We start from the raw sequence: 25678 nt of genomic DNA, 5'->3' as shown, positions 1-25678 counted from the left end.
GGGAAAGCGCATGTCTTGGGATTTCTCCACCGATCCGGAATGGGCGGATCAGCTGAAGTGGGTCGAGGAGTTCGTGCGCTCGGAATGCGAGCCGATCGACCTGATCGTCTCCGAATCCCATGACCTCAACGACCCAGTGCGCCAAGCGCTGATTCCCCCACTGCAGGAGATCGTGAAAGATCGCGGGTTGTGGGCCACCCATTTGGGTCAGCATCTGGGCGGCCCGGGCTACGGCCAGGTGAAGCTGGCGCTTCTCAACGAGATCCTAGGGCGGTCGGAATGTGCCCCGATCGTCTTCGGCTCGCAGGCACCGGATTCCGGCAACAGCGAGATATTGGCGCACTACGGCACGCCGCAGCTCAGGGAGCGGTACCTCGAGCCGCTGCTGGACAACCGAATCGTCTCGTGCTTCTCGATGACGGAGCCGCAAGGCGGGGCAGATCCCAAGGTGTTCACCACGACGGCTGTCCCCGACGGTGACGACCACTGGATCATCAACGGAGAGAAGTGGTTCTCCTCGTTCGCATCGATGGCGTCGTTCCTGATCGTGATGGCGGTCACCGACCCCGATGCCCCGCCGTACAACCGGCATTCGATGTTCGTGGTACCGGGGGAGACACCGGGCATCAATGTGCTGCGTGATGTCGGCTTGGGCTACCAACCGCTCGGCGGTGGGCGGGAAGGCTACGTGCGGTACGAGAACGTCCGGGTGCCCGCCGATCACATGCTGGGCCCGCGGGGCGGTGCGTTCGTGGTGGCGCAAACGCGGTTGGGCGGCGGCCGCATCCATCATGCGATGCGCACTGTCGGGCTGGTCCGTCGGATCTTCGACATGATCTGCGAGCGCGCGGTCTCGCGGTACACCCAGGGCGAATCGCTGAGCCGCAAGCAGCTCGTGCAGGAGATGGTCGCCGACTCGTGGATGGAGATCGAGGCGTTCCGCCTACTGACCTTGCAGACGGCATGGAAGATCGACCAGCACAACGACTACAAGGCCGTGCGGGCCGACATCTCTGCGGTGAAGGCGATGATGCAGAAGGTACTCCACGATGTGTCGGCTCGCGCGCTGCAACTGCACGGGTCGCTGGGCGTCACCCACGAAATGCCGTTCGTGCAGCACCTGGTCGAGTCCTTCGTCCTCGGCCTTGCCGACGGCCCCACCGAGGTGCACAAGGTCACCCTTGCGCGGCTGTTGTTGGCTGATCGGGAGCCGGCGCCGGATCTGTTTCCCTCCGAACACCTTTTGCGGTTGCGGCAGGCTGCCGAGGAGAAGTTCGCCGACCGCCTCGCCGGGATTCCGCGCGGCTAGCTCAGATACTCGCCGGCTTTGGTGAGTACGGCCGGTAGCCGTGCGGCCATCGCCTCCAGGCCGGGATCTGGGGTGGCGCGGCGCCGGTTGTGTTTGACGATCAGCGACCAGGTGGCGGTCGATTTGAAGCAGGCCAGCGCCCGGAACCATTTCAGCCCTGAAATGTCACCTGCGAACGCCTTCCGATATTCATCGATCAAATCGGCCACTGGTGGTGTTAGTCCTCGGTAGGGCGTGATCCGGTCGTAGGTGTCGGTGTCGGAGTTGATCAGGAACCAGCCGAGGTCGACGCGCGGGTCGCCGACCGACCAGATCTCCCAGTCGATGACGGCGGTGACTCCTTGCTCGTCCGCCAGCAGGTTGCCCAATCGGAAGTCGCCGTGCACAACCGCGGGTGCGATGGCGGGCGGGGCGGATACCTGCAAGGCGTCGGAGACCCGCTGCCAGCCGGGTGCAAGTTCCGGGTCCACCGTATTCAGTGTGCGACACCATTTGTCGACCTCAGCGGCCGGCGCCACGACGGGCTCGCCGCCCAAACCGAGGCCGGCGGGGGACAGTCGGTGCAGCGCTGCCATCGTTGCGGCCGCGCGCCGGAAGCGCTCGGCGACGACGGCCGAGGGGCCGGCGTCACCGGTGTCGAACAAGGGCTCGACCGATGTCCCGTCGGAAAATGACATCACGAACAGCGGCGGTGTATCAGGAGGATCGCCGGGGTCCTCGAGGAGCACCTCGGGCACTGGGACACCGGTGGTCCACAGCGCACGAATAATTCTGGCCTGCCGCAACACGTCGCGGTGCGCGGTGGGCGCCAGGCCCGGTGGGGCGACTTTGACCACAACCCGGCGCCCGGTGAAGTGACCGGCGAAGGTCAGGCTGGACGCCCCGCCGGCCAGCGGTCGCAGCGCCGTGATGTCCCTCGGGGCGAGTCGGCGTTGCAGCGCGTCGAGTAGTTCGCCGGTCAGGGCAGCGCGCCGATCTCGCGGAGAAACGTCTGGGTGTGCGCGATGCGGCCGGTCATCGTCGCCGGGTCGCCGGTGCACAGTTCCAGTGCGGTTCGGGTGATCAGTTCGATGTCCTCGGTGTCGGTCTTGGCCAGGTCCAGGGTGCCCGCACCCGGGGTGGCTACCGGGTTGGTCGGTGCGGCGGCGTTGACCGCGATACCGTCGTCATAGAGTTCGGCTGCAAGGCTTTTCGTCATCCGGTTCATCGCGGCCTTGACCGTGCCGTAGATCCCGAACCCGGCGGTTCGGTCGAACTCGGAGAACGGCGGGCCGGACGGCAGATCACCGCCGACTGAGGTCAGGTTGAGTACCCATCCGCGGCCGCGTTCGCGCATGGCGGGAGTGGCGAGTTGGGTCAGATGCAGGGGTGCCACGACGTGCATCTCCAGCATCAGGCGCATCCGTCGCTCCGGAAAGCCATCCAATGGACGCAGGAACGTCACCGCGGCGTTGTTCACGAGGATGTCGGGGGAGCCGACCTGCGCGACCGCTTCGGCGAACAGCCGCTCGCGCTCGTCAGGACTGGACAGGTCCGCGGCGATGGCGATGGCATGGCCCCCGGCGCGGGAGATCTCCTCCTGGGTCTGCTGCAGCGAGCCGTCATATTTCGGATCGGGTTGCGAGGTGCGGGCGGTGAGCACCACGGTGGCCCCCTCGCCGGCGAGTCGCTGCGCGATCGCCTTGCCGAGACCCCGGCTGCTGCCGGTCACCAACGCGACTTTGCCCGCACACCGTCCTGCCACGTCCTTCGGCTCCTTCCGTCATCATTTCGAGAACCGGTTCTCCGAAAGCGAGAATCACGTTACCCTGCTGATCGGCGCGATGGACACGAAAGGTCGAATGATGGTCGAGTGGCACCTGTATGTTCCGCAAAGCCGAATGGGCATGGACGATTTGGTCCTGCGAGCACGCACGGCCGAGGCGAGCGGTTTCGACGGGGTGGCCTTCCTGGATCACCTCGAGACACCCATGGCTCCGGACAGCCCTATCTGGGAAGCGATGACCACCGCGACGTGGATCGCCGCGCGGACCGAGCGGCTGCGGATCGGTCACCTCGTGCTCTGCGATCCGTTCCGCTCGTCCGCGGTCCTGGCCAAGCAGGCCGTCACCCTCGCCGAGGCGTCCGGCGGACGATTCGATCTGGGGCTGGGGTCGGGCTCGATGCCCGACGAGCTCGTCAAGTTCGGGTTCGGTACCGCGAACGGAGTGCAGCGGGTTGCTGCCCTGGAGCAGACGTTGATCGCCCTGCGGCGGTATTGGGACAGGGACGAGGGTGCCCAGCAACCCCGGCCGAGCCAACCCATCCCGGTGTTACTCGGCGGCCGTGGACCCCGAATGCTGGAACTGGTTCGCCGCCACGCCGACTGGTGGAATCTGCCGGCAACGTACGTCGGGGAATTGCCGAAATTGTTGCCGGCCATCGGAACCGCGCGGGCCTCGGTACAGCAGATGGTGGGATTCATCGGCAAGAGCGCCGACGCGGAGGCGGTAACCGAGAAGAGCCGGCGCCGTTGGGGGCATCTGGGACCGGGGCTGGTGTGCGGGCGAGCCGACGAACTCATCGACTACTTCGCCAGGCTGCACCACCAGGGGGCGCAGCGGTTCTACGTGTGGTTCTCCGACTTCGCGGTGCCCGAGTCCATCGCTGAGTTCGGCGAATCGGTGATCCGGGAATTCCCGAGCTAGGGCTGTTCGTCGGCAGCGCCGGCCAGGGCCTCGGGACCGTACTTGCCGGCGATGAAGGTCCACGGATCGGCGTAGCGCCCGCGGCCTTCGTGCCGCCGCTGCGCGGCCAGGGCCAGGCGCATCGCTGGCCTGATGAGCGGTCCCGCCAGGCCGAGCACCGTGCGCAGAACTCTGCTTTGCGCCCCGGCCACCCAGGCCACGGTCTCCGGCCAGGGGTGCTCTTGAAAGTCCAGCAGTGCTTGGGATTCCGTTGTGTCGTACCAGCCGGTGAAGCTCCAGCCGCGCTCGTCATCGGGGTCGCCGGGCAGGCTGGCCGTCGGCCCGAGACGGCCCAACCCCATCGCAGCCATCATGTCGTCCTCCACATCCCGGTGAGTGTGCCGGTGGGTCTCATCGCCACCGATCAGCAGCACCTTGCCGGCGATGGCCGTTGCGCGTTCGACGCCATTGGCGAAGGCCAATCCGACATCGCGGGCATCCACGGTGTGCAGCCGGTTGTCACCCGGCGTCGCCCGCATCAGGACCAGGTAGTCGCTGTTCATGTTGGCCGCGCCGTCGGGAGAGATGATCCCGGCCAGGCGGAGCATCGCGTAGGGCAGTCCGCTGTCGGTGATCACCTTTTCGGCGAGCACCTTGTCCTCGCCGTACTGGTCGATCGGATTGACCGGTGTCTGCGGGGTGATCAGCTCGGGATGGCGATAGGGATTGCGCGAGCCGTACACTGACGCGCTCGATGCCAGCAACACGATCGGTGGCGCCGGCAGTGTGGCGGCGGCCTCGACCAGGGTGGCGGTGCCCCCGACGTTGACCCGTCGGGCCAGTTTGGGGTTCCGGTACGAGGACGGCGAGAAGATCGCGGCCAGATGCACGATCGCGGAGGGCTCGTGTTCGGCGAACAAGTCGGCCACTGCCTCGGGGTCGAGCAGGTCGGCATACACCGTAACGAACACTCCGGGATGGCCGGCCCCGGCCAGCCGCGCCGCGACAGCCTCCGTTGCCGGCGTCTTGAGGTCGGTAGCGACGACGGTATGTCCGCGTCGCAGCAGGATCTCGGCGCAGCGGGAACCGACCTGGCCGAACGCTCCGGTGATCAACACAGTCTGGTGGGACATCAGACCATGCCTCGCTTTCGTGCCAGCCGTGCCGCGGAGTCGCGCAGGCGGGGGGAAATCCTAAGGGAGAAAAGGGGATTGAAAACATCCTCACGCAGTCGCGTCAGCTTGGACGTCTTGATCCGCCATTGCCCGTCGGACTTCTCGTAGGTCTCGTGGTAGTGGCCGTACCCTTGCAGATTGACTCCGGGGCCAAGCCGCACAACATCGTTGAGTGCCCAGATTCCGGAAGCCGCCTGCGGCGAGGTCAGCTCGATCTCTGGCGCATGGACTTGGTGGACGGTGGGTTGCGACGGCTTGCCCAGAGTTGAGCGGATGAACTCGACGAATTCGTCCGCACCGTGGATGAGCACTCCACCCGACTCGGTGGTGTCGCTGACGAAGTCGTCGGTGAAGATGTCCCGCCAGGCGGCCCAGTCCTTGGTGTCCAGCAGGCGGCAGTAGCGCGCCTTCAGCTGCTTGATTGCTTCGACGTCAGCCCACCTATCGTCTTCGACCACCGGCACAGGCTAGCGAACGACCCGTCCGCGAGTAACAGCCTCAACTCGATGTGATAGCTCCGCGACGTAAACTCTCCCGAATGGCACGGCGATCGTCTCCAGCTGAGCGGCGAGGCGGTCGGCCCACGCAGGCCGAGGCCGCGGCCCTTCAGCATCGGCTGCGGGAGGCGGCGGTCAAGACATTCCTGGAGAACGGTTATGACGCGACGACGATGGTCGCGATCGCCGATGCCGCCGGGATCACCAAACCCACGTTGTACGCGCGCTACCCGGACAAGCGCGCGGTCTTTCTCGACGTCATCCCGTGGGCGTTCAGCCGTGCGGTACAGGTCGACACTCCTGACGGCGCTGAGGATGAGGATCTGCGCACCGCGCTGATCGCCGTCGGCCAGGGTGCGCTGCGACATGCGCTGAATCCCGACATCGTCCAGCTCCACAAGATCGCGCGAAACGAAGCCCATCGGTTTCCCGAATTCGGTCTGTCCGCCGAGTCGCTCGGCTGGGCGAGCCGCCAACAGCAGGTGATGGCATTGCTCCGCCGCCACGCGGAGCTCGGCGCCATCGAGGTCGACGACATCGAACTCGCCGCCGAGCATTTCCTGGCCATGGTCGAGGTTTTGCCCGCCCGGCTGGCGGACTTCGGCCTTTATCGCAGCCGTAAAGAGGAGCGCCGTCGACTGCTGCAGGCGGTTGATCTCTTCCTGCGCGGTGTGCTGGCCCGGTAGTTCCGCATATCTTTACTCTTGGGTATGGTTAATGCGTGGCAATGACGCTGTCGGTGGTCGACCTCAAACCCAACATCGCCTCCGAAGTCCGCGCGACGAAAGCGGAACTCCTGGACGGACGTCACGCCGAAGCGCTCCGTGACCTCCTGGAGCACCGTGGGGTGCTGGTGTTCCCACGGATCGGGTTCACCGATGACGAGCAGGTCGCCTTCACCCGGACGTTGGGCGCCTTCGCCGCCGAGCGCACCGGTGAGCAGGTGTATTCCGTCACGCTGGACACCAGCATCAATGGGCTGGCCGACTACCTGAAGGGATCGCTGTACTGGCATATCGACGGCACCATGAACGAAGTGCCGATCCGCGCGTCGCTGCTGTCCAGCAAGGTTGTGTGCCAGGACGGCTCCGGTGACACCGAATTCGCGAATACCTATGCGGCCTACGACGCGCTCGAGGACGCTGACAAGCGTGCGCTCGAATCGCTGCGGGTGATGCACTCGGCGTGGAACACGCTGTTCTACTACGAGCCTGAACCCCGCTTGGAGACATTGCGGACGATGATGGCGATCGGTGACCGCGAACTGCCGCTGGTGTGGAACCATCGTTCCGGGCGCAAGTCGCTGGTACTGGGTTGTACGGCCCACCACGTGGTCGACATGGATTTCAGGCGAAGTGTCGAACTCCTTGTCCGTCTGAGGGATTGGGCCACCCGGCCCGAGTTCGTCTACCGTCACAGCTGGTCGGTCGGCGATCTGGTCATTTGGGACAACACCGGCACCATGCACCGCGCGACACCCTACGATCCGGCGTCGGGCAGGCTGCTGCATCGCACCAAACTGGAAGGCGAGGAGCCCTTCCGGTGACGGAGGTTTCGCCTGCGGCCTTCCTGCGGACCACGCTTCCGTTGGACCTGTCATGCCTGCCGGATCTGGACAGCGGTCGGTACCACTCGGTCTGGTTGCCCGACCACATGGTGAGCTTCTGGCCGGATGCGTTGTGGACCCCGGAATTCACCGACCTGGCCACCGTGTCACCGTCACCGCACCGCCACCTCGACGGCATGGCCGTGGCCGCGGCCGCGGCCACGCTCACCACCACCGTGCCGCTGGCGACCGCTGTCGTGGACACCGTTCGCCGTCACCCCGCGCTGCTCGCACAGAGTGCGCTCACCATCGATCATCTGTCGCAAGGGCGATTCATCCTGGGTCTTGGCAGCGGCGAGAGTGAGAACATCGTCCCGTACGGTTTCGACTTCGCCAGACCTGTCAGCCGCTTCGAGGAGGCGCTGAAAGTCATCCGCCTGCTTTGGGATAGCGCCGGGCCGGTTGACTTCGACGGCCAGTTCTACCGGCTCGAACAAGCGCGACTGGACACCGAACCGTACGAGGGACGGTTGCCGCCGATCTGGATCGGCGCCAGCGGGCCGCGGATGCTGGAGATGGTCGGGCGCTACGCCGACGGCTGGTGGCCGGCTGGCGCCTGGACGCCCGAGCACTACGGCCAGATGCTCGGCGCGGTACGCCAGTCGGCCGAACGGGCCGGGCGTGACCCGATGGCGATCACCCCGTGCTTCGTGCAGGTTTGCCTGATCGGCACCGACGATGTGGCGATCGAACGGATCGTCCGCTCGCCGCTGGTGGCGAGCTTCCTGCTTCAGGTGTCGGCACAGATCCTGCGCCGCTTCGGCTTTGACCATCCGATGGGGGAGGACTGGGGTGGATTCCACGACATCAACCCGGCCACTCTGACCCGGGAGCGCATCCTGGAATTTCTCGACCGGGCCGACCCCGAGGCGATTCTGGCGGTGGTGCCACACGGCACCCCCAAGGAGGTCGCACGGATCATCAAGTCGTATGTCGATGCCGGGCTTCGGGTCCCCAAGATCCTGGACTACAGCACGATGGCGGGCTTGGAGTTCGCCGCCGCATCGGCGGCCAACGTGCGCGAGACGGAAGATGAATTGCTGACGCTATGTGGAGGGCAGCGATGACCGCCCAGTTGGACGCGACCGCGCTGCTGGCACGTGCCCGCGCCGAAACGGGGTGCGGCGATTTCGGCGATCCGACCCTGCCGGAACGGTTCAGCTTGGTCATCGAGCATCTCAACGGTATCGGCCTGGACGCCAACGGGATTGCGGCGGCCGGCCGGGTGTGTCATTGGCTACTGACGTCCCGGCTGGAGTTCGTCGCCGACCGGGCCCGATTTCCGATCGCCGCGGAGGTGATCGACCGGCCGATGTTCGTCACGGGTGAACCGCGCTCGGGCACCACCCTGATGCACGCCCTGATGTCGGTGGACCCGCACGCCCGCGCGCTGCGCTTTTGGGAGGTGATGTACCCCTCACCGCCGCCCGGCCTGGCCGGCGCCGACGATCCGCGCAAGGATCAAGCCGATGCCGACTGGCGTGAGATCAACGCCAAGATGCCCAAGTGGCTGCGCAGCCACCCCTACAACGACATGCTCGGTGACGGTCTGCCCGAAGACGAACGCACCTGGGCTTTCGACTTCCGGGTGATGACTCCCACCGCCTGGTGGCGGGTTCCGATGCAGGCGGTGGTGGCGGGGCTGCCGACGGACCCGGCGGCGCAATACCGCATCCACAAGGCGATGCTGCAGCAGTTCCAATACAACCGCACGCGCAAGTACTGGGTTTTGAAGGGATTCCACGGCTTTCGTCTTACGGAGCTTTTCGATACCTATCCCGATGCGAACCTGCTGTGGCTGCATCGCGACCCCGTCCAGGTCGCGGCATCGCGCACGATGATGATGGCTGACATCCTCGACGGCATCGTCGGACCGATCGACCTGGCGGTGGAGGCGAAGAAGCATCTCGAGATGACCAGGGCGAGCATCGCCAACACGATGACGTCACCGATGGTCGACGATCCGCGAATCATGCACATCCCGTACACCGACTTCATCGCCGACCCGGTCGAGGTGGTGCGGGGCTACTACGCATTCTGCGGACGGATGCTCACCCAGGAGGCCGAGACGGCCATGCGGGACTACCTGGCCGGCAACCGTGGTGACCGGTACGGCAAGTTTCACTACTCGACCAAGCTGTTGACCGATATCGGCGAAGACCTCGACGATCTGCACGCCGAGTTCGCGCCCTTCCGGGACCGCTTCGGCGTCCGCATCGAAAAGCGGGACTGAATCGACGATGCACGAGCGGCTATCAGTCCACGACGTCACCTTCCTCGGGGCGGGTCCCACTGAACTGCTGAACAATTGGACAGCGCTGGGCGCCCATCGCCTCAGCGTCATCGACACCCAATTCCTCACACCCGACTTCTTGGCGATTCTCGAGGCCGGGAATTTTCAGATCCAGGCCGTCTACCACTTGTTCGGCTCGGGACGGATACCCAGCGACGAACCGTCGGTTGCCGCCGCTCGCGCTGCCCTTTCCCAGGTCATCGAGGCCGCGGCCGCCACCGGGGCCGACTGCATCTACATGCTCACCGGTGGCCGCGGCGGTTTCACTTGGGAGCAGGCCGCCGATCGGTTCTGCCACGCGATAGAACCGTGTGCGCGGCAAGCCCGGCAGGCTGGCGTGAGCCTGGCCATCGAGAATGCCGGCAGCCTCTACGCCGATATCCATATCGCCCACAGCCTGCGTGACACCATCACACTCGCCGGGCTGGCCGGGCTCGACATCTGCATCGACCTGTTCCACTGCTGGGCCGAGGCCGACCTCGCGGGTCTGCTGGCCTCGGCGCTTCCGCGGACACGACTCATCCAGTTGAGTGACTATGTGCTCTCCGATCGTGCGCTGCCGGCCCGGGCGGTGCCCGGTGACGGTGTGATTCCGATAGAAGCCTTCGTGACCCAGGCGCTGACGGGCGGCTACCGATTCGGTTTCGACCTCGAGCTGATCGGGCCGCGAATCGACGTGGAGGGCAGACTGGCGGCCGCCCGGCGCGGGTGCGACCTGGTGAGCGCGATGCTCGACCGGCTCGGCGGGTGAGGAGAGGAGGAGGGCAGTGGCTTTCGGCGACGGAGCTGACGACACGGAACTCGACCGGGCCTGGGGTGAGTTCTGCGACCGATTGAAGGCTGCCGGCCACCAGGCGTTCAAGGATTACAACGCCACCTCGGGCCTGCAGCGAGCCGACGCGTTCCGCTTCCTCACCCAGAACCTCGGGCAGGCTTTCGATCTCGCTCTGGAGACCCGAGATCCGAACTATCCGAGTATTCACACCTTCTGCAGTCCCTCTCGCAAACTGGGTGGCGACTGCGCGGATTTCACCTATCAGCAAGCCTGGATCGATGGCGAGTCCACGTACCGAATCATCGGGACGCGCGGGTCCGCGAGATTCCTCAATATCACGGTGCAGGGCGCACGACCCGAGGGCCCGCACGTCGTGCACGAGCCGTTCGGTGACGTGCCCGAGGCCAACCTGTTCGGTCACCAACTGCACGTCGAACCCGATGGCAGGTTCGAGCTCTACATCGGTGGGCCCGAACGCGGCCCGAACTGGCTGCCCACCACCGGCGATTCTCGAAAACTGTTCATTCGCCAGGGTTTCGACCACTGGGACGAGCGCCCCGGACAGCTACGCATCGAACGCGTCGATATGTCCTCGCCCAAGCCGTTGCCGACCGCCGCCACAATGATCGACGCCTTTGTCTGGGCGGGTGAGTTCGTCACCGGGTTGATGACCAGCTGGCCCGAGTTCCCCTTCGCCTATGGCGGCGTCGACAACGAACACCCCAATCGTTTTCCCGCGATGACCGCCACCGATGCGGACGGCAAGCGCGGCCGGAGTGCGGCGAACATGTACTGGGAGTTGGGCTCCGACGAAGCGCTCATTGTCGAATTCGACGCTCACGAGGGCTTGTGGATGCTCACCAACATGGGGGTGTTCTTCACCAGCATGGACTTTCTCTACCGTCCGGTGAGCTACACCCCGAGCCGGACGTCGACCGACAGTGACGGCAAGGTCCGGCTGGTGCTCGCCCATGAAGACCCGGGCGTGCACAACTGGATAGACACCCAGGGTTTCGAACGGGGCAATCTCACCTACCGCCACATGCTCGAGGGGCAGCCGGCAACCCTGAGCACCCGGGTGGTCGGGCACGCCGAGCTCGATGATGCGTTACCACCGGATACCAAGCGGGTCACCCCTTCCGAGCGCACCGCACAGCTGTGGGAGCGGTTCAACGGGGTTCGCGGTCGGTTCCCCCTGTGAACTCACGTGGCGCGGTTCATCACCCGGTCGGCGGCCGCCCAGTGCTCGTCGGACACCCAGAGTTCGGCGAAGGCGTCGATGGCCTCGGCCGGCGTCACGCCGGCGATCACCCGCTTGATCTGACCGGCCGGACGATTGGCCAGCGACTGCGCCAGCGTGCGCCATTCGTCGTCGAAGGTGGCTCGGGGGACCACCCGGTCGATGAGTCCCCACCGGTCGGCCTCGTCGGCGGTGAGCACCGTCCCCGATCCCGCCAGCAACAACGCCTTGCTCGTGCCGACCAGTGCGGCCAGCCGTTCGGCGCCGCCCCAGGCCGGCATGATTTCCAGGGACACCTGGTTGAAGCCGATCTTGATGTCGTCGGCGGCGATCCGGATATCGGCGGCGACGGCGACTTCGGCCCCGCCGCCGAGGGCGTGGCCGTTCAAGGCGGCGACGACGGGGGCCGGGAAACCGGCGATCCGGTCACAGATCGCACGCATGCGGGCCGCCATCGCGGCGGCCTCCGCGGTGGTGCGCAGCACGCTGAGTTCCTTGAGGTCGCCGCCGGACACGAACGCCCGGTCGCCGCCGCCGCGGATGACCATCGCCCGTGCGCCGGCCGCCGCGTCGAGCGCCTCTTCGAGCTCGCCCATGGTCGACAATGCGATGGCGTTGCGGGCATGCGGACGGTCGATCGTGAGGACCACGAGTCCCTCGCTCCACTCCAGGTCCACCATGATTGGTTCTCCATTTTCGGTATTGGCATTCTCAGTGCAGGAGAATAGCATCGCCAAGTGATGAGGAATATCCCGGTTGAGCTGAGCAAACGCTACATCGAGGAAGGTTGGTGGACGCCGGACACCCTCGGTGAGCTGCTGGCCCGAGGGCTGGCGGCCAGCCCCGATACGGGGTTCTGGGTGCACTCCGCGGTTCGTCCGTTCAGCGGAACGTTTCGCGACGTGGAGAACTCCGCACGCCGGCTGGCGGCAGGGCTCAAGGCCCGCGGGGTGGGGCCGGGCGATGTCATCGCCTTCCAGCTCCCGAACTGGGTCGAGGCCGCGGTGACGTTCTGGGCGTCGGCCTTCCTCGGCGCCGTGGTGGTGCCGATCGTGCACTTCTACGGCCGCAAGGAGCTGACCCACATCATCGGCACCGCGCGGCCCAAGGTCTTCATCACCACCGAGCACTTCGGTCATATGAGCTTCCAGCCGGATTTGTGTGCCGACGTCCCGATCGTGGGGCTGGTGGGCGAGAATTTCGATCAGCTGCTGGCCGATCAGCCGATGGCCGGCGAGCTGCACACCGACCCGGCCAGCCCGGCGCTCATCGCGTTCACCTCCGGTACCACCCGAGACCCCAAAGGGGTGATCCACAGCCACCAGACGCTGGGGTTCGAGACCCGGCAGCTGCTGGAGAACTATGCGCCCGATCGCGGTCGTCAGCTCACCGCCGCACCGGTCGGTCACTTCATCGGCATGGTCGGAGCATTCCTGATACCGGTTCTCGAGGGCGCTCCGATCGATCTGACCGACGTCTGGGATCCGGGACGGGTGCTGGAATTGATGGAATCCGAAGGCATGTCGATCGGCGGTGGCCCGCCGTACTTCGTGACCAGCCTGCTCGACCATCCCAAGTTCACCGAATCGCATATGAGCCGCATCAAACACGTCGGGCTCGGTGGCTCAACGGTGCCGGTCGCGGTGACCCGTCGGCTGGCCGACCTGGGCGTGCATGTTTTCCGCTCCTACGGCAGCACCGAACACCCGTCGATCACCGGATCACGGCCGGACGCTCCCGAGGACAAGCGGTTGCTCACCGACGGTGACGCCCGGCCGGGAGTTGAGCTGAAGCTGACCGACGACGGCGAGATCCTCTCCCGCGGACCGGATCTGTGCCTCGGCTACACCGACGACAAGCTCACCGAGAAAGCCTTCGACTCCGACGGCTGGTACCACACCGGGGATGTCGGCGTGCTCGACGAGGACGGGTACCTGACCATCACCGATCGCAAGGCCGACGTCATCATCCGCGGTGGTGAGAACATCAGCGCACTGGAGGTGGAGGAGCTCCTGCTGAGCATGCCGGCGGTGGCCGAAGCGGTGGTGGTGTCCGCGCCGGACGCCCGACTCGGTGAGCACACGGCGGCGGTGTTGCGCGTCAAGGAGGGCCATAGCATGCCGTCCCTGCAGGAGGTGCGCGCGCATTTCGACAGCCGTGGCGCCGCGCGGCAAAAGTGGCCCGAGGAACTGCACGAGGTGGCCGACTACCCGCGCACCGCCAGCGGCAAGGTTCAGAAGTACTTGGTGCGCAAAGGCATTACCGACGGCACGCTGAACGAACCCTCGCGGTAGCGATCAGGCGGGCACTTCGACAGGCTCACCGGTGGCAGCCCGGTAGCCGGCTCGGTAGCCGAAGACCATCGCAGGCCCCAGGGTTCCGCCCGCACCGCCGTAGGCACGTCCGGTCACGCCGGCCATGGCATTACCAGCCGCGTACAGTCCGGGTATCGGTTCACCGCTGACATGCAGTACCCGGCCATCGCGGTCGGTGCGGGGGCCTCCCTTGGTCCCCATGGCGCCGATCCCCACCGGCACGGCGTAATAGGGCGGAGTGTCCAGCGGGCCGAGCGTCTGCAGCGCAGGGGTGGCCGCTGAGTTGTCACCCCAGTACCCATCATAAGCGCTTGCGCCACGCCCGAATTCGGGATCGACTTCGTCAGCGACGCCGGCGTTCCAGGTGGCCAGGGTGGCGGCCAGCCCGTCGGCGTCGATCCCGGTCTTGGTTTCCAGCTCGGCCAACGTTGCCGATTCGTTGAACCAGTCCGGTGCGATGCCGCCCGGCTCGACGCCGAGGAAACCGTACCGTTTGAGGTGCTGGGCATCGAACACGATCCACGCCGGATCGTTGACATATCCGGTACGCGGGTCGAGCTGGTGGAACGGCCCCGACATGGAGTTGTACTCCCCGGCCTCGTTGAGGAAGCGCTTTCCGGCCCGGTTGACGATGATGCTGCGCGGCCGGGTGCGCTCCAATCGCACACTGCGACTGCGTGGCTTGCCGCCGAGGGTGTCGCCGGGGATCTGGATGACCGGCACCCACCAGGCCTCACCCATGTTCGCCAGGTCTGCGCCATGCGCCATGGCCATGCGCAGGCCGTCGCCGGTATTCAGCGGCGGTGACACCGGCCCGCGCAACGGCCCGCGCAAGAAGGCCTCAACCAAGCGTTCGTCCCATTCGAAACCACCCGTGCCCAGAATCACCGCCTTTTTGGCGCGCACTCGAATGTCTTTGTCGCCCAGATGGATCCGTACACCCGTGATGCCGGCGGCGGAACCGATCAGCTCAACCGCGCGGGCCTCGGTCAGCGGCACGACACCGCGGTCCAGCAGTCCCTTGAGCAGGCCGGCGATCAGCGCGGTGCCGGCCACGCAGTAATCCCCATCCATGTCATCGACGGCGGCATGGATACGGGCACGTGTCTCGGCGTCGATCCCCACGTTGCTGAAATCGACGGGGAACGACGTGATGCGAGACCCCCATTCGCCCACCGCGGCCAGATCGAACGGTCCGGCGTTCACCGACCGCCCGCCGCCGGGCTGCCCGCCGGGCAGCTCGGGCTTGTAGTCGGGAAAGCCCTCGGCGACCTCGAACCGCAGTGCGCTGTGGGCCTCGATGTAGTCCAGCATGATCGGGCCGGTGCGGACGAACGTCTCAACCAGGTCACGATCCATCACGCCAAGTGATTGGGCCTCAAGGTATTTCAGCGCATCATCGATAGTCAGCTCGCCGCCCGCGGCTCGGCTGTGCGCGGGAATCCAGGCGATGCCGCCGGAAACCGCGGTGGTGCCACCGACTGTCGATGCCTTTTCGAACACCGCCACCGATGCGCCCTCGGCGCTGGCCGCGAGTGCGGCCGTGAGGCCGGCCGCCCCGGTGCCGAGCACCACGACATCGGCCTCCTGGTCCCAGGTCTGCGCCATCTCCGGCTCCTTACATCACTCCCGTTGCCGCGCATCGATATTGGTGCGTGCATATATCGAACGGATCTGTTCGTTGTTTACACGCTAATGACGGCGTTCCACGGGTGTCAAGGTGCCTAAAGACCTTTCCGCAGTTCAGCGGGGTGCTTAACTGAGCACCGCTGAAAGTCGTTGCGCTGCTTCGATCACCGCGTCCTTGCTCCGCATCACGACGTCCTCGCGGTGTGAGATCACGTTGATGCAGGTATGGGGGGACGTCGGCGGCCGTTCCACGGGTACCGCCAGCCCGTAGGTGCTCGGCTCGATCTCGGCATGGGTGATGACCCAGCCCTGGTCGCGAGCCTTGGTCACCAGATCCCGCTCGCCCGGCCGAGACGGCATGCTGGCCAGCAGCGCGATTCCAGCGGCTCCTCGGTCGAGCGGATAGTGGCTGCCCTCGTGGAAGGACAGTTGATACGACACGTGGGTCGGCACGATGACCGCGATAGCAATTTGCTGTTCACCCTCCGCAACCAACAGCGAGACCGTGGTCCCGAGTTTGTCGGCCAGTTCGCGCAGGATCGGCAGGCTGAGTTCCCGGACGTTGTTGTCGAACGAAGCGCCCAGGGCTGCCAGGCCCGCCGCCGACCGGAACCGTCCGTCGTCACCCTTGGCGACCAGGCGGTAGGACGCCAGCGTGCTGAGTAATCGATAGGCGATGGTGCGATGCACGCCGATGTTGTCGGCGACCTGCTGGATGGTCAGTCCGCCCCGAGCCGCCGCCACCAGCTGTAACGCGCTCAGGCCGCGCGCCAGTGTCTGGGATCCGGGCGCGGCGCTGACCGGCCTGTCGACCTTCGTCTGCGTCATGGCTTCTCCGTGCCGGTCATGCACAAGGCGGGGCGAACAGTCCCGAAGCGCCTTGACAGACGGCATCGGGAGAGTGATGCTCTTAATATATCGCACACCATAGTTCAATATTTACACATACTGCTTACAAAAAGCGAGAATCCCATTATCGCCGAGGATAGGGGCCAGCGGGTGTCGGAGTTCGAGAGCATCTGGAGCGACCTGCAGGGTGTCGCGTTCTCCCAGGGGTACCTCGACGTCGGCGGAATTCGCACGCGATACCTGCACGCCGGGGATCGCGACAAGCCGACGCTGGTGCTGCTGCACGGGTCCGGCGGGCACGCCGAGGCCTACGTGCGCAACCTCGAATCCCATGCCGAGCACTTCTCGACCTGGTCGATCGACATGCTCGGACACGGCTATACCGACAAGCCGGGCCACCCGCTCGAGGTCGGGCACTACGTCGATCACCTGATCGGCTTCCTCGACGCGATCGGCGCGAACACCGCCCACCTGTCCGGTGAGTCGCTGGGCGGCTGGGTCGTGTCGCGTTTCGCCGCCGACCATCCCGATCGGATCGACCGCCTCGTCCTCAACACCGCCGGTGGTTCACAGGCCGACCCGGAGGTGATGAAGCGGATCATCACGCTGTCGATGGCCGCTGCGGAGAACCCCACCTGGGAAACGGTGCAAGCCCGGATCAAATGGCTGATGGCCGACAAGTCGAAAGACTATGACGACATCGTCGCCAGCCGGCAGCGGGTCTACCGGCAACCCGGTTTCGTATCGGCGATGCGCGACATCATGGCTCTGCAGGATCCGGAGATCCGGCAGCGCAACCTGATTCGCCCCGAGGACTACGGTGCGATCACCGCGCCCACCTTGGTGTTGTGGACCAGTGACGACCCGACCGCCGACGTCAGTGAGGGTCGGCGAATTTCTGAGATGATCCCGGGTGCCCGGTTCGAGGTGATGGAGGGCTGCGGCCACTGGCCGCAGTACGAAGACCCCAAGACCTTCAACCGCCTGCACATCGACTTCCTCCTGGGGCGATGAGCATGCCCGACTCCACGAATGGCCATGGCGAGGGCCCGGATGTCGATGTGGTGGTGGTCGGCGCCGGACCGGTCGGGCTCACCTTGGCCAATGCCCTTGGTCTGCAGAATGTTCGAACGCTGGTCATCGAGGAACGCGATGCGCTGATCGACTATCCACGCGGCGTCGGACTCGATGACGAGGCGCTGCGCAGCTTCCAGGCGATCGGTGTGGTCGACGCGGTCCTGCCGCACACCGTGCCCAATCAGATTCTGCGGTTCTTCGACGGAAAGCGACGCTTGTTGGCCGAGATGGCGCCGCCGGACGCCCGGTTCGGCTGGCCCAAGCGCAACGGCTTCGTACAGCCTCTGGTCGATGCCGAATTGTTGAAGGGCCTCAGTCGGTTCGAGCACGTCGGCGTATCGTGGGGAAGCCCGATGACGGGAGTCGCCGAGACCGCTGACGGGGTCACCGTCGAGTTCGGCTCGGGCTCCAATGCGCGCTCGGTCCGGGCCCGCTACATCGTCGGTTGTGACGGCGGGCGCAGTGCTACAAGGCGATTGATGGGGGTTTCCTTCGACGGGACCACGTCGTCGACCCGGTGGCTGGTGGTCGACGTCGCCAACGATCCACTCGGGCACCCCAATAGCGAGGTGGGCGCCGACCCGGCGCGACCGTACGTATCGATCTCGATCGCGCACGGTATCCGGCGATTCGAGTTCCTGATCCACGCCGATGAATCCGACGAGCTCGCCGAGGATCCGGCGTTCGTCGCCGAGATGCTCTCGAAACTCATTCCGTACCCCGAGCGGGCCGACATCATTCGTCGGCGGGTCTACACCCACCACTCGCGGATCGCCGGATCGTTCCGCAAGGGGCGCCTGCTGATCGCCGGCGACGCCGCCCACCTGATGCCGGTGTGGCAGGGGCAGGGCTATAACAGTGGTATCCGCGACGCCTTCAACCTCGGCTGGAAGTTGGCGGCGGTGGTCAAGGGTCAGGCCCGCGACGAGTTGCTCGACACCTACGATGTCGAGCGGCGCAAGCACGCCAGGGCGATGATCGACTTGTCCACCACCGTGGGCAGGGTCATCTCGCCGACCAACCGCAGGGTCGCCGGTGCGCGCGACATCGTGATCCGAGCGGCCTCACTGGTGCCGACGCTGAAGCGCTACATCCTCGAAATGCGCTTCAAGCCGATGCCGTTCTACGCCCAGGGGGCGGTGGTGCACAACGAGCCGCCCTCGCCGGGCGTGGGAACCCTGTTCATCCAGCCCCGCGTCGACACCCGCGACCGGCAGAACGTGCTGCTCGACGATGTCATCGGACCATGGTTCGCGGTGCTGTGCTGGAACAACAATCCGCGAAAGATACTCGGCGAGGAGTCTTTCCGTGCCTGGCAGGCACTCGGTGCGGTGTTCGTCGCGCTGCGCCCCCAGACCCAGCTGTTCTGGTCCGACCAGGACGATCCTGACGTCATCGTGGTCGGCGACCGCACCGGCGGGCTCAAGGGCTTCTTCGACGCCCGTGAAGAGTCGGTACTTTTCCTGCGCCCGGACCGCTGCATAGCCGGCGCCTGCATCGCGCAGCGTGCACCGGAGTTGAGCGCTGCCCTACTGAACAAGTTGACCTTGACCCCGGGAGGCAACGATGGCCCTGGCCCTCTGCTGCATGTCGCACAGCCCGCTGCTGACCCTTCCCGGCCCGTCAGCGGAACTGCTTGAGGACGTGGAGAGTGCTCTGGTAACCGCACGCGACTTCGTCCGCGAGTACGATCCCGAACTGGTCGTCATCTTCTCTCCGGACCATTACAACGGCTTCTTCTACAAGCTGATGCCGCCGTTCTGTATCGGCACCGCCGCCACCGGCGTGGGGGACTACGGCACCCAGTCCGGACCGCTGGACGTGCCTGCGGAGTTGGCCACCGAACTCGCCGAACATGTGCTCAATTCGGGTGTCGACGTGGCGATATCGGCCGGCATGGATGTCGACCACGGCACCGTTCAGCCGCTGGAGAGGTTGTTCGGTGACGCTGCTGCGGTGCCCGTCATCCCGATCTTCATCAATTCGGTGGCCACCCCGCTGGGTCCGCTGCACCGGTCGCGGGCGCTGGGCAACGCGGTGGGCACCTTCCTGGCCGGGCTCGACAGCCGGGTGTTGGTCCTCGGTTCCGGTGGCCTGTCGCACGACCCGCCCATCCCCACGCTGAAGACCGCACCGCCGGCAGCACTCGAGCGGATCGTGCAGGGCAGGCCGATGACCCCTGAGCAACGCCAGGCTCGCCAGGATCAGGTCGTCGCGGCGGCACGGGAATTCGCTGCCGGTAGTGGTCCGTCTCAACCCCTGAACGCCGACTGGGATCGCTCGTTCCTCGACCTGATGGACAGCGGCCGGTTCGGTGAACTGGACAACTGGACCAACGCCTGGATCGCGAGCGAGGCAGGCAATTCCGCACACGAGGTGCGCACCTGGGTGGCCGCCTTCGCGGCCCTGGCGGCGCAGGGTCCGTACCGCACCATTGACCACTACTACCGGGCGGCGCCCGAACTGATCGCCGGGTTCGCGGTGCGTACCGCGATGGCGACGGGAGCAAGCCGGTGAATTTCGAGTCGTTCGACACCTGTGTCGACGTTCTGGTCATCGGCTCCGGGGGAGGCGGCATGACCGCTGCCCTGGCCGCGCACGCGTCGGGCCTGGACACATTGGTGGTTGAAAAGGCTTCGCACTATGGCGGGTCCACGGCACTGTCCGGCGGCGGCATCTGGGTTCCGGGCGCTCCCTCGCAGAAACGGGAGGGCTACTCGCCCGACCCCGAGGAGGTGCGGGAGTACCTGGCACAGATCACCGACGGTCTGGTCAGTGCGGAGCGGATCGCCGCCTATGTCGAGTACGCGCCCGAGATGATGGAGTTCCTGGAGAACATTAGCGACTGGCTCGAATTCGTCTGGAAGCCGGGCTATGCCGATTACTATCCGGAATTGCCCGGTGGCTCGGAGCTCGGCAGCACCATCAATGTGCCGCCGATCGACCTGCGGAAGCTGGGTGACGAGGAGGAGAATCTGCTCAAGCCGCTGGCCTTGGCCCCCAAGGGAATCTGGCTGGGCCCCAAGGACCTTCGGCTGTTCTACCAGGTGCGTCAGAACTGGCGCGGAAAGGTCGTCCTGCTCAAGCTGCTCTGGCGCAAGTTTCGCGCTCACGTGTTCGGCGAGCGCATCGCGGCCATCGGCCAGTCCTTGATCGCCCGACTCCGGCTTGCGATGAAGGAACAGGACATTCCGCTGTGGTTGGACGCACCGATGACCGAGCTGATCACCGACGTCGACGGTGCGGTGGTCGGTGCGGTTGTCGAACGGGCGGGCAAGCAGCAGCGCATCGGTGCCCGTCGTGGGGTCATCCTGGCCTCCGGCGGATTCGACCATGACATGGCCTGGCGCCGCGAGCATCTGCCGGAGCTCGAACAGGACTGGAGTTTCGGCAATCCGTTGGCGATGGGTGATGGCATCCGCGCGGCGGAGAAGGTCGGCGCGTCCAGCGACCTACTCGACGAGGCATGGTGGTTCCCGGCCATCTGCTGGCCGGACGGGCGTCTGCAGTTCATGCTCAACGAGCGGATGATGCCCTCGCAGTTCGTGGTCAACGGCGGCGGCAGGCGCTTCATCAACGAGGCGGCGCCCTACATGGATTTCGCGCACGCCATGATCGCCGGACAGCGCTCCGGGGTCTCGCACATTCCGTGCTGGTTGATCACCGATACCCGCTCGTTTCATCGTTACGTCGTGGCGGGGCACCTGCCGCTGCCCAAAGTGCCGGGCGCTCCGGTGCCGACCGGCTGGAAGATACCCAAGGCGTGGCTGGAATCCGGGATTGTGCGCTCGGCTCCAACCCTGGGCGAGTTGGCGGTGCAGATCGGTGTACCGCCGGCCGAACTGAGCCGCACGGCAGAACGTTTCAACCAGCTGGCCCGCAAGGGGCACGACGACGACTTCAACCGCGGTGACAGCGCCTACGACAACTACTACGGCGACCCCACGTTGCCGAACCCCAATCTGTACCCGCTCACCACGCCGCCGTATCTGGCCTTCCAGATCATCCTCGGCGATCTCGGCACATCAGGAGGTTTGCGCACCGACGAATACGCCCGCGTACTGCGGTCCGACGACACTGTGATCGACGGACTCTACGCGGTGGGCAACACCTCGGCGGCCGTGATGGGCCGTAGCTATGCCGGGGCCGGGGCCACCATTGGTCCGGCAATGACGTTCGGCTACGTGGCGGCCAAACACATCGCTGGCCGGAAAGACGACCACGGCAATTCCACTGTTTCCAGCGACACAACCAAGGATTCGACGCATCCCATCGGAGGTAAGTAATGAAGATTTCGCTGTTCTACGAGTTTCCGCTGCCGCGGCCGTGGGGCGAGGACGACGAACACCAGCTGTTCCAGGACGGTCTGGTCGAGGTGGAGGCCGCCGACAAGGCCGGCTTCTCCACGGTGTGGCTCACCGAACACCACTTCCTCGAGGAGTACTGCCACTCCACCGCGCCCGAGATGTTCCTGGCCGCGGCCAGCCAGCGCACCAAGAACATCCGGCTGGGCTTCGGCGTGATGCACCTGCCGCCGCCGATCAACCACCCGGCCCGCATCGCCGAGAGGATCGCGACACTGGATCACCTGTCCAACGGACGAGTCGAGTTCGGTACCGGTGAAGGTTCCTCGGTCGCGGAGCTCGGCGGGTTCAACATCGACCCCGCCGACAAGCGCACGATGTGGGAAGAGGCGCTCGAGGTCTCGATCCGTTGCATGGTCGAAGATCCGTTCACCGGGTTCAAGGGGCAGCACGTCGAGATGCCGGCCCGAAATGTCATCCCCAAGCCGCTGCAGAAGCCGCACCCGCCGGTGTGGGTGGCCTGCACCCGGCCGTCGTCGGTGAACATGGCCGCCGAAAAGGCGATCGGGGCATTGAGTTTCGCCTACACCGGCCCCGGGCCGCTGAAGGACCGGGTGGACACCTATTACAAGGACTTCGAAGAGAAGGGCACCCCGGTCACCCCGGCGATCAATCCGAATCTCCTGGCCATCGGCGGCGATCTGTCGATGATGGTGGCACGCACCGATGAGGAGGCGATCAAGCGGCTCGGCGTGGGCGGCGGGTTCTTCTCGTTCGGCATCATGCACTACTACCTGACCGGCATGCACACTCCGGGGCGCACCAAGGTGTGGGAGCTCTACGAGCAGGCCGTCAAGGAAGATCCGACCCTGGCCTATGGTCCGGGTCGCGGTGCGATCGGCGGACCGGACACCGTGCGCCAGTTCCTGCGCGATTACGAGGCCAGCGGGGTCGATGAGATCATCCTGCTGCTCAACCCGCGCTGCCACGAGGGCATCATGGAGTCGATCGAGATCATGGGCAAGGAGATCCTCCCCGAATTCATCGAACGCGATGAGAAGGCTGTGGCGGCCAAGGCCAAGCGTCTCGAACCGGTCATCGAGAAGGTGGAGGCTCGTCGCCGGCCCTCGGAGGCACCGGCGTTCGACGACACCTACGCGTTCGGCGGGCTGCCGACCGGTCAGGGCGGCAAGTTCACCGCATCCGAGATCCCCGAGGCGTGGGCCGAGATCAACGAAGGCCGCGTGCAAGCCGCTCAGGCGGAGAAAGACGCTCGGGAAAAGTCCGCGGGCGGGTCGGCCGGCTAGCCGATGGCCCTGATCGACGGGATGTGGCGTTACGACGGCCGTCGCGTCGTGGTCACCGGGTGCGCCTCGGGTATCGGGGCGCACCTGGCGGGGCAGCTGAGCGAACTCGGCGCCGAGATCATCGGGCTCGATGTCCGTGAGCCGGGCGGTGAGATCGCCAGGTTCGTCGAACTCGACTTGGCCGACCCGGACTCCATCGACACGGCGGTCGCCGCGATCGGTGGACCGGTCGACGCGTTGTTCAACGTGGCCGGGGTGTCCTCGGGTATCGGTGATCCGCTGCTGGTGGTCCGGATCAACTTCCTGGGCACCCGCCAGTTCACCGAGGGCCTGCTGCCGCTCATGCCGGACGGCTCGGCAGTGGTGAACGTGTCCTCGCTGGCCGCGGCGGGTTACCGTGATCATCTGGAGCAGGTGGCCGGTCTGCTGGCCACCGGTTCGATCGCGCAGGGGTTGAAGTGGTGCGACGACCACCCCGAGGCCCTTGCCGACGGCGGCTACCGGCTGTCGAAAGAGGCGATCATCGGCTATACCGTGCGAAGCGCGGTGCCGCTGGGCGCCAGAGGAATCCGGATCAATTGCACCGGCCCGGGGGTGACCGAGACCCCGATCCTCGACCAGTTGCGCACCCGGTACGGGCAGGATTACCTCGACACCATCCCCAAGCCGCTGGGGCGGGTGTCGAATCCCGACGAGCAGGCCGCGGTGCTGGCTTTTCTGGGCAGCGCGGCGGCCGGCTACATCACCGGGCAGGTCATCTGGGTCGACGGCGGCAACATCGCAGCGAGCCAAGCGGCAGATTTCGAGGAAGGTTGAGCATCGTGGCCGATATGAGTGACTTCCGTCGGGTTGCCGACGACGTGCGCAACTGGGGCCGGTGGGGTGATGCCGACGAGCTCGGCACGCTGAACTTCATCACGCCGGAGAAGGTTGCGCAGGCGGCGGCAACCGTCAAGCACGGCAAGGTGTTTCCGCTCGGCGTCGACTTCGGTTCATCGGGCCCGCAGGGGGCCTTCCAGTACCGGCAGAACCCGACCCATGTGATGACCATCGACGGGGGCGACGCCAAGACGTTGTTGGAGTACGGGCCCAAGTGGCTACGGAACCCGTCGGCCGTGCAGCTGAGCGGGTACTCCGAAGCCGGGCCGATGCGATTCAACGACGACATGATCATCATGCCGCTGCAGGCCGCCACCCAGTGGGACGCGCTGTCGCACGTCTACTACGAGGACAAGCTCTACAACGGATTCCCCGCCGACTCGGTGTCCAGCCTGGGCGCCTACTACCTGGGCATCGACAAGGTCGACGGCAAGGGCATCACCTCACGCGGTGTCCTGCTCGACATCGTCAAGCTGCGGGGGGTGCCGACGTTCTGCGAACTCGGTGAGCCGATCACCCCGGCCGAACTCGACGAGGCGGCCCGGACCCAGGGTGTGAGCATCGAGCCGGGCGATATCGTGCTGGTTCGAACCGGCTGGTGGGCACGCTTTTTGGAGAATGGCGACGGTGCCGAGCCGGGAGCCGGACTGGACTGGACCTGCGCGTCGTGGCTGGCCGACCATCAGGCGGCGGCGGTGGCAGCCGACAACCTCATGGTGGAGAACCCGGTGTCGGCGGTCGACGGTGCCATCCTGCCGATGCATATGTTGTGCCTGCGTGACATGGGCCTGATGCTGGGTGAGTACTGGAACCTCACCGAACTGGCCGCCGATTGCGCGGCCGACGGACGCTACGAATTCCAGCTCGTCGCACCGCCGCTGTCCGTCACCGGTGCCGTCGGTTCGCCGGTCAACCCGATCGCGATCAAGTGAGCTATCAACACCGGACCATCGTCGTCGACGGGCTGGCCACGCACTTTCTCGAAGCCGGGCAGGGTGATCCGGTCGTGCTGCTGCACGGCGGCGAATTCGGGGTCAGCGCCGAAATTGCCTGGGAGAAAATCATTCCCGCACTCTCACAGCATTATCGAGTGCTGGCCCCCGACATGCTGGGCTTCGGCGACTCGGCCAAGGTGGTCGACTTCACCGACGGCCGAGGCATGCGGATCCGGCATATCGCCCGGTTCTGCGCCCTCCTGGGTCTCGACACCGTCCACTTCGTCGGCAATTCCATGGGCGCCATCAATCTGCTCGTGGACCTGACCTCACCGGCACCGGTGCTGCCGGTGCGCAGCGCGGTCACCATCTGCGGTGGCGGGGATATCCAGAAAAACCGGCACACCACCGCGCTGTACGAGTACGACGCCACCTTCGAGGCCATGCGGGCCATCGTGGAGGCGCTGTTCTTCGACCCGGCCTATCCGGCCGACGAGGCCTACGTGCGCCGGCGCTACGAGTCCAGCATCGCAACGGGTGCCTGGGAGGCCTTGGCGGCAGCGAGGTTTCGTCGTCCAGGGCTGGAGATGCCGCCGACACCGTCCAGCAAGCGGGCCTATGAGCGGATCGAGGTTCCGGTTCTGGTCGTCGAGGGCGCGGGCGACAAGTTGTTGCCGCCCGGCTGGGCCGCCGACATCGCCGGGCAGATCCCCGGCGGCCGCTCGGCAGTCATCGACGGGGCCGGCCATTGCCCGCAGATCGAACAGCCCGAGTCGCTGGGAGAAGTGCTGCTCGAGTTCCTCGCCGAGCAGAGCTGAGCCG

24 protein-coding genes are annotated in these 25678 nt (G+C 65.9%); 17 read left to right on the top strand and 7 right to left on the bottom strand.

Translation table 11 applies throughout. The annotated features are described in order from the left end of the window. Positions 1–10 precede the first annotated feature (10 nt). Positions 11–1309 (top strand): acyl-CoA dehydrogenase family protein, encoded by a 1299-nt coding sequence (locus ORI27_RS14875; RefSeq protein WP_265997718.1) that lies wholly within the window; start codon positions 11–13, stop codon positions 1307–1309. On the opposite strand, the gene ORI27_RS14870 is transcribed toward ORI27_RS14875, so the two are convergent. Next, positions 1306–2271 (bottom strand): phosphotransferase family protein, encoded by a 966-nt coding sequence (locus ORI27_RS14870; protein ID WP_265997805.1) that lies wholly within the window; start codon positions 2269–2271, stop codon positions 1306–1308. The genes ORI27_RS14875 and ORI27_RS14870 overlap by 4 nt on opposite strands. Then, complete coding sequence (locus ORI27_RS14865; RefSeq protein ID WP_265997719.1) at positions 2268–3053, bottom strand: SDR family NAD(P)-dependent oxidoreductase; 786 nt, start codon at positions 3051–3053, stop codon at positions 2268–2270. Before ORI27_RS14865 ends, ORI27_RS14870 begins: the two co-directional genes overlap by 4 nt. Before the next feature lie 100 nt (positions 3054–3153). On the opposite strand from ORI27_RS14865, the gene ORI27_RS14860 reads away from it, so the two are divergent. Next, complete coding sequence (locus ORI27_RS14860; RefSeq protein WP_265997806.1) at positions 3154–3996, top strand: LLM class flavin-dependent oxidoreductase; 843 nt, start codon at positions 3154–3156, stop codon at positions 3994–3996. Here ORI27_RS14860 and ORI27_RS14855 read toward each other — a convergent pair. Beyond that, positions 3993–5108, bottom strand: a complete 1116-nt coding sequence (locus ORI27_RS14855; protein ID WP_265997720.1) for an NAD-dependent epimerase/dehydratase family protein — start codon at positions 5106–5108, stop codon at positions 3993–3995. The genes ORI27_RS14860 and ORI27_RS14855 overlap by 4 nt on opposite strands. Further along, the gene (locus tag ORI27_RS14850) at positions 5108–5608 is read right to left on the bottom strand and encodes a nuclear transport factor 2 family protein (RefSeq protein ID WP_265997721.1); all 501 of its coding nucleotides are present in this window, start codon (positions 5606–5608) and stop codon (positions 5108–5110) included. Before ORI27_RS14850 ends, ORI27_RS14855 begins: the two co-directional genes overlap by 1 nt. A gap of 80 nt (positions 5609–5688) precedes the next feature. Between ORI27_RS14850 and ORI27_RS14845 the strand changes: the two genes are divergently transcribed. From ORI27_RS14845 to ORI27_RS14820, 6 genes are read left to right on the top strand one after another with little or no spacing between them, the layout of a single operon-like run. Further along, positions 5689–6333, top strand: coding sequence for a TetR/AcrR family transcriptional regulator (locus ORI27_RS14845; protein ID WP_265997722.1), 645 nt, complete (start codon positions 5689–5691; stop codon positions 6331–6333). Positions 6334–6374: 41 nt separating this feature from the next. Continuing rightward, positions 6375–7193 carry a TauD/TfdA dioxygenase family protein gene (locus ORI27_RS14840; protein ID WP_265997807.1) on the top strand — a complete coding sequence of 273 codons (819 nt, stop codon included), beginning with the start codon at positions 6375–6377 and terminating at the stop codon, positions 7191–7193. Continuing rightward, complete coding sequence (locus ORI27_RS14835; RefSeq protein ID WP_265997723.1) at positions 7190–8320, top strand: LLM class flavin-dependent oxidoreductase; 1131 nt, start codon at positions 7190–7192, stop codon at positions 8318–8320. The genes ORI27_RS14840 and ORI27_RS14835 overlap by 4 nt, the downstream gene beginning before the upstream one ends. After that, the gene (locus ORI27_RS14830; RefSeq protein WP_265997724.1) at positions 8317–9486 is read left to right on the top strand and encodes a sulfotransferase family protein; all 1170 of its coding nucleotides are present in this window, start codon (positions 8317–8319) and stop codon (positions 9484–9486) included. The genes ORI27_RS14835 and ORI27_RS14830 overlap by 4 nt, the downstream gene beginning before the upstream one ends. A 7-nt stretch (positions 9487–9493) precedes the next feature. Then, entirely contained in the window at positions 9494–10297 is an 804-nt protein-coding gene (locus ORI27_RS14825) for a sugar phosphate isomerase/epimerase family protein (protein WP_265997725.1), read from the top strand. A 16-nt stretch (positions 10298–10313) separates the two neighbouring features. Next, entirely contained in the window at positions 10314–11522 is a 1209-nt protein-coding gene (locus ORI27_RS14820) for a DUF1214 domain-containing protein (protein WP_265997726.1), read from the top strand. A gap of 2 nt (positions 11523–11524) precedes the next feature. Here the strand turns inward: ORI27_RS14820 and ORI27_RS14815 are convergent, their stop codons facing one another. After that, positions 11525–12241: an enoyl-CoA hydratase/isomerase family protein gene (locus tag ORI27_RS14815; RefSeq protein WP_265997727.1), complete on the bottom strand. Its 717-nt coding sequence runs from the start codon at positions 12239–12241 to the stop codon at positions 11525–11527. A 60-nt stretch (positions 12242–12301) separates the two neighbouring features. Between ORI27_RS14815 and ORI27_RS14810 the strand changes: the two genes are divergently transcribed. Further along, positions 12302–13855 (top strand): AMP-binding protein, encoded by a 1554-nt coding sequence (locus ORI27_RS14810; protein WP_265997808.1) that lies wholly within the window; start codon positions 12302–12304, stop codon positions 13853–13855. Positions 13856–13858: 3 nt separating this feature from the next. Here ORI27_RS14810 and ORI27_RS14805 read toward each other — a convergent pair whose 3' ends face one another. Together ORI27_RS14805 and ORI27_RS14800 are read right to left on the bottom strand one after the other, a co-directional pair. Further along, positions 13859–15484 (bottom strand): FAD-dependent oxidoreductase, encoded by a 1626-nt coding sequence (locus tag ORI27_RS14805; RefSeq protein WP_265997728.1) that lies wholly within the window; start codon positions 15482–15484, stop codon positions 13859–13861. A gap of 147 nt (positions 15485–15631) precedes the next feature. Beyond that, positions 15632–16333 (bottom strand): IclR family transcriptional regulator, encoded by a 702-nt coding sequence (locus tag ORI27_RS14800; RefSeq protein WP_265997729.1) that lies wholly within the window; start codon positions 16331–16333, stop codon positions 15632–15634. 171 nt (positions 16334–16504) lie between these two features. Between ORI27_RS14800 and ORI27_RS14795 the strand changes: the two genes are divergently transcribed. From ORI27_RS14795 to ORI27_RS14760, 8 genes are read left to right on the top strand one after another with little or no spacing between them, the layout of a single operon-like run. Continuing rightward, complete coding sequence (locus ORI27_RS14795; RefSeq protein ID WP_265997730.1) at positions 16505–17368, top strand: alpha/beta fold hydrolase; 864 nt, start codon at positions 16505–16507, stop codon at positions 17366–17368. Positions 17369–17370: 2 nt separating this feature from the next. Beyond that, complete coding sequence (locus tag ORI27_RS14790; RefSeq protein WP_265997731.1) at positions 17371–19071, top strand: bifunctional 3-(3-hydroxy-phenyl)propionate/3-hydroxycinnamic acid hydroxylase; 1701 nt, start codon at positions 17371–17373, stop codon at positions 19069–19071. Beyond that, the gene (locus ORI27_RS14785) at positions 18998–19948 is read left to right on the top strand and encodes a 3-carboxyethylcatechol 2,3-dioxygenase (RefSeq protein WP_265997732.1); all 951 of its coding nucleotides are present in this window, start codon (positions 18998–19000) and stop codon (positions 19946–19948) included. The genes ORI27_RS14790 and ORI27_RS14785 overlap by 74 nt, the downstream gene beginning before the upstream one ends. 59 nt (positions 19949–20007) lie before the next feature. Continuing rightward, a complete protein-coding gene (locus ORI27_RS14780) occupies positions 20008–21717 on the top strand; it encodes an FAD-binding protein (RefSeq protein ID WP_407666322.1) in 1710 nt (569 codons plus the stop codon). Beyond that, positions 21717–23042 carry an LLM class flavin-dependent oxidoreductase gene (locus ORI27_RS14775; protein WP_265997734.1) on the top strand — a complete coding sequence of 442 codons (1326 nt, stop codon included), beginning with the start codon at positions 21717–21719 and terminating at the stop codon, positions 23040–23042. Before ORI27_RS14780 ends, ORI27_RS14775 begins: the two co-directional genes overlap by 1 nt. Positions 23043–23045: 3 nt before the next feature. Beyond that, on the top strand, positions 23046–23858 hold the full coding sequence (locus tag ORI27_RS14770) for a coniferyl-alcohol dehydrogenase (protein ID WP_265997735.1): 813 nt from the start codon (positions 23046–23048) through the stop codon (positions 23856–23858). A gap of 14 nt (positions 23859–23872) precedes the next feature. Beyond that, positions 23873–24853, top strand: a complete 981-nt coding sequence (locus ORI27_RS14765; RefSeq protein ID WP_407666316.1) for a cyclase family protein — start codon at positions 23873–23875, stop codon at positions 24851–24853. Beyond that, positions 24850–25674, top strand: coding sequence for an alpha/beta fold hydrolase (locus tag ORI27_RS14760; protein ID WP_265997737.1), 825 nt, complete (start codon positions 24850–24852; stop codon positions 25672–25674). The genes ORI27_RS14765 and ORI27_RS14760 overlap by 4 nt, the downstream gene beginning before the upstream one ends. The last annotated feature ends 4 nt before the right edge of the window (positions 25675–25678 follow it).

Source organism: Mycobacterium pinniadriaticum (assembly GCF_026242045.1).
Classification (GTDB): domain Bacteria; phylum Actinomycetota; class Actinomycetes; order Mycobacteriales; family Mycobacteriaceae; genus Mycobacterium; species Mycobacterium pinniadriaticum.
This window is presented reverse-complemented; position numbering and strand designations above follow the sequence as displayed.

Bases quoted from the DNA above. Each gene is read 5' to 3' on its own strand.
- ORI27_RS14805 (WP_265997728.1), bottom strand. From the start codon at position 15,484: ATGGCGCAGACCTGGGACCAGGAGGCCGATGTCGTGGTGCTCGGCACC.
- ORI27_RS14790 (WP_265997731.1), top strand. From the start codon at position 17,371: ATGCCCGACTCCACGAATGGCCATGGCGAGGGCCCGGATGTCGATGTG.
- ORI27_RS14840 (WP_265997807.1), top strand. From the start codon at position 6,375: ATGACGCTGTCGGTGGTCGACCTCAAACCCAACATCGCCTCCGAAGTC.
- ORI27_RS14765 (WP_407666316.1), top strand. From the start codon at position 23,873: ATGAGTGACTTCCGTCGGGTTGCCGACGACGTGCGCAACTGGGGCCGG.
- ORI27_RS14815 (WP_265997727.1), bottom strand. From the start codon at position 12,241: ATGGTGGACCTGGAGTGGAGCGAGGGACTCGTGGTCCTCACGATCGAC.
- ORI27_RS14845 (WP_265997722.1), top strand. From the start codon at position 5,689: ATGGCACGGCGATCGTCTCCAGCTGAGCGGCGAGGCGGTCGGCCCACG.
- ORI27_RS14875 (WP_265997718.1), top strand. From the start codon at position 11: ATGTCTTGGGATTTCTCCACCGATCCGGAATGGGCGGATCAGCTGAAG.
- ORI27_RS14810 (WP_265997808.1), top strand. From the start codon at position 12,302: ATGAGGAATATCCCGGTTGAGCTGAGCAAACGCTACATCGAGGAAGGT.
- ORI27_RS14855 (WP_265997720.1), bottom strand. From the start codon at position 5,108: ATGTCCCACCAGACTGTGTTGATCACCGGAGCGTTCGGCCAGGTCGGT.
- ORI27_RS14860 (WP_265997806.1), top strand. From the start codon at position 3,154: ATGGTCGAGTGGCACCTGTATGTTCCGCAAAGCCGAATGGGCATGGAC.
- ORI27_RS14830 (WP_265997724.1), top strand. From the start codon at position 8,317: ATGACCGCCCAGTTGGACGCGACCGCGCTGCTGGCACGTGCCCGCGCC.
- ORI27_RS14775 (WP_265997734.1), top strand. From the start codon at position 21,717: ATGAAGATTTCGCTGTTCTACGAGTTTCCGCTGCCGCGGCCGTGGGGC.
- ORI27_RS14825 (WP_265997725.1), top strand. From the start codon at position 9,494: ATGCACGAGCGGCTATCAGTCCACGACGTCACCTTCCTCGGGGCGGGT.
- ORI27_RS14770 (WP_265997735.1), top strand. From the start codon at position 23,046: ATGGCCCTGATCGACGGGATGTGGCGTTACGACGGCCGTCGCGTCGTG.
- ORI27_RS14780 (WP_407666322.1), top strand. From the start codon at position 20,008: ATGACCGCTGCCCTGGCCGCGCACGCGTCGGGCCTGGACACATTGGTG.
- ORI27_RS14800 (WP_265997729.1), bottom strand. From the start codon at position 16,333: ATGACGCAGACGAAGGTCGACAGGCCGGTCAGCGCCGCGCCCGGATCC.
- ORI27_RS14785 (WP_265997732.1), top strand. From the start codon at position 18,998: ATGGCCCTGGCCCTCTGCTGCATGTCGCACAGCCCGCTGCTGACCCTT.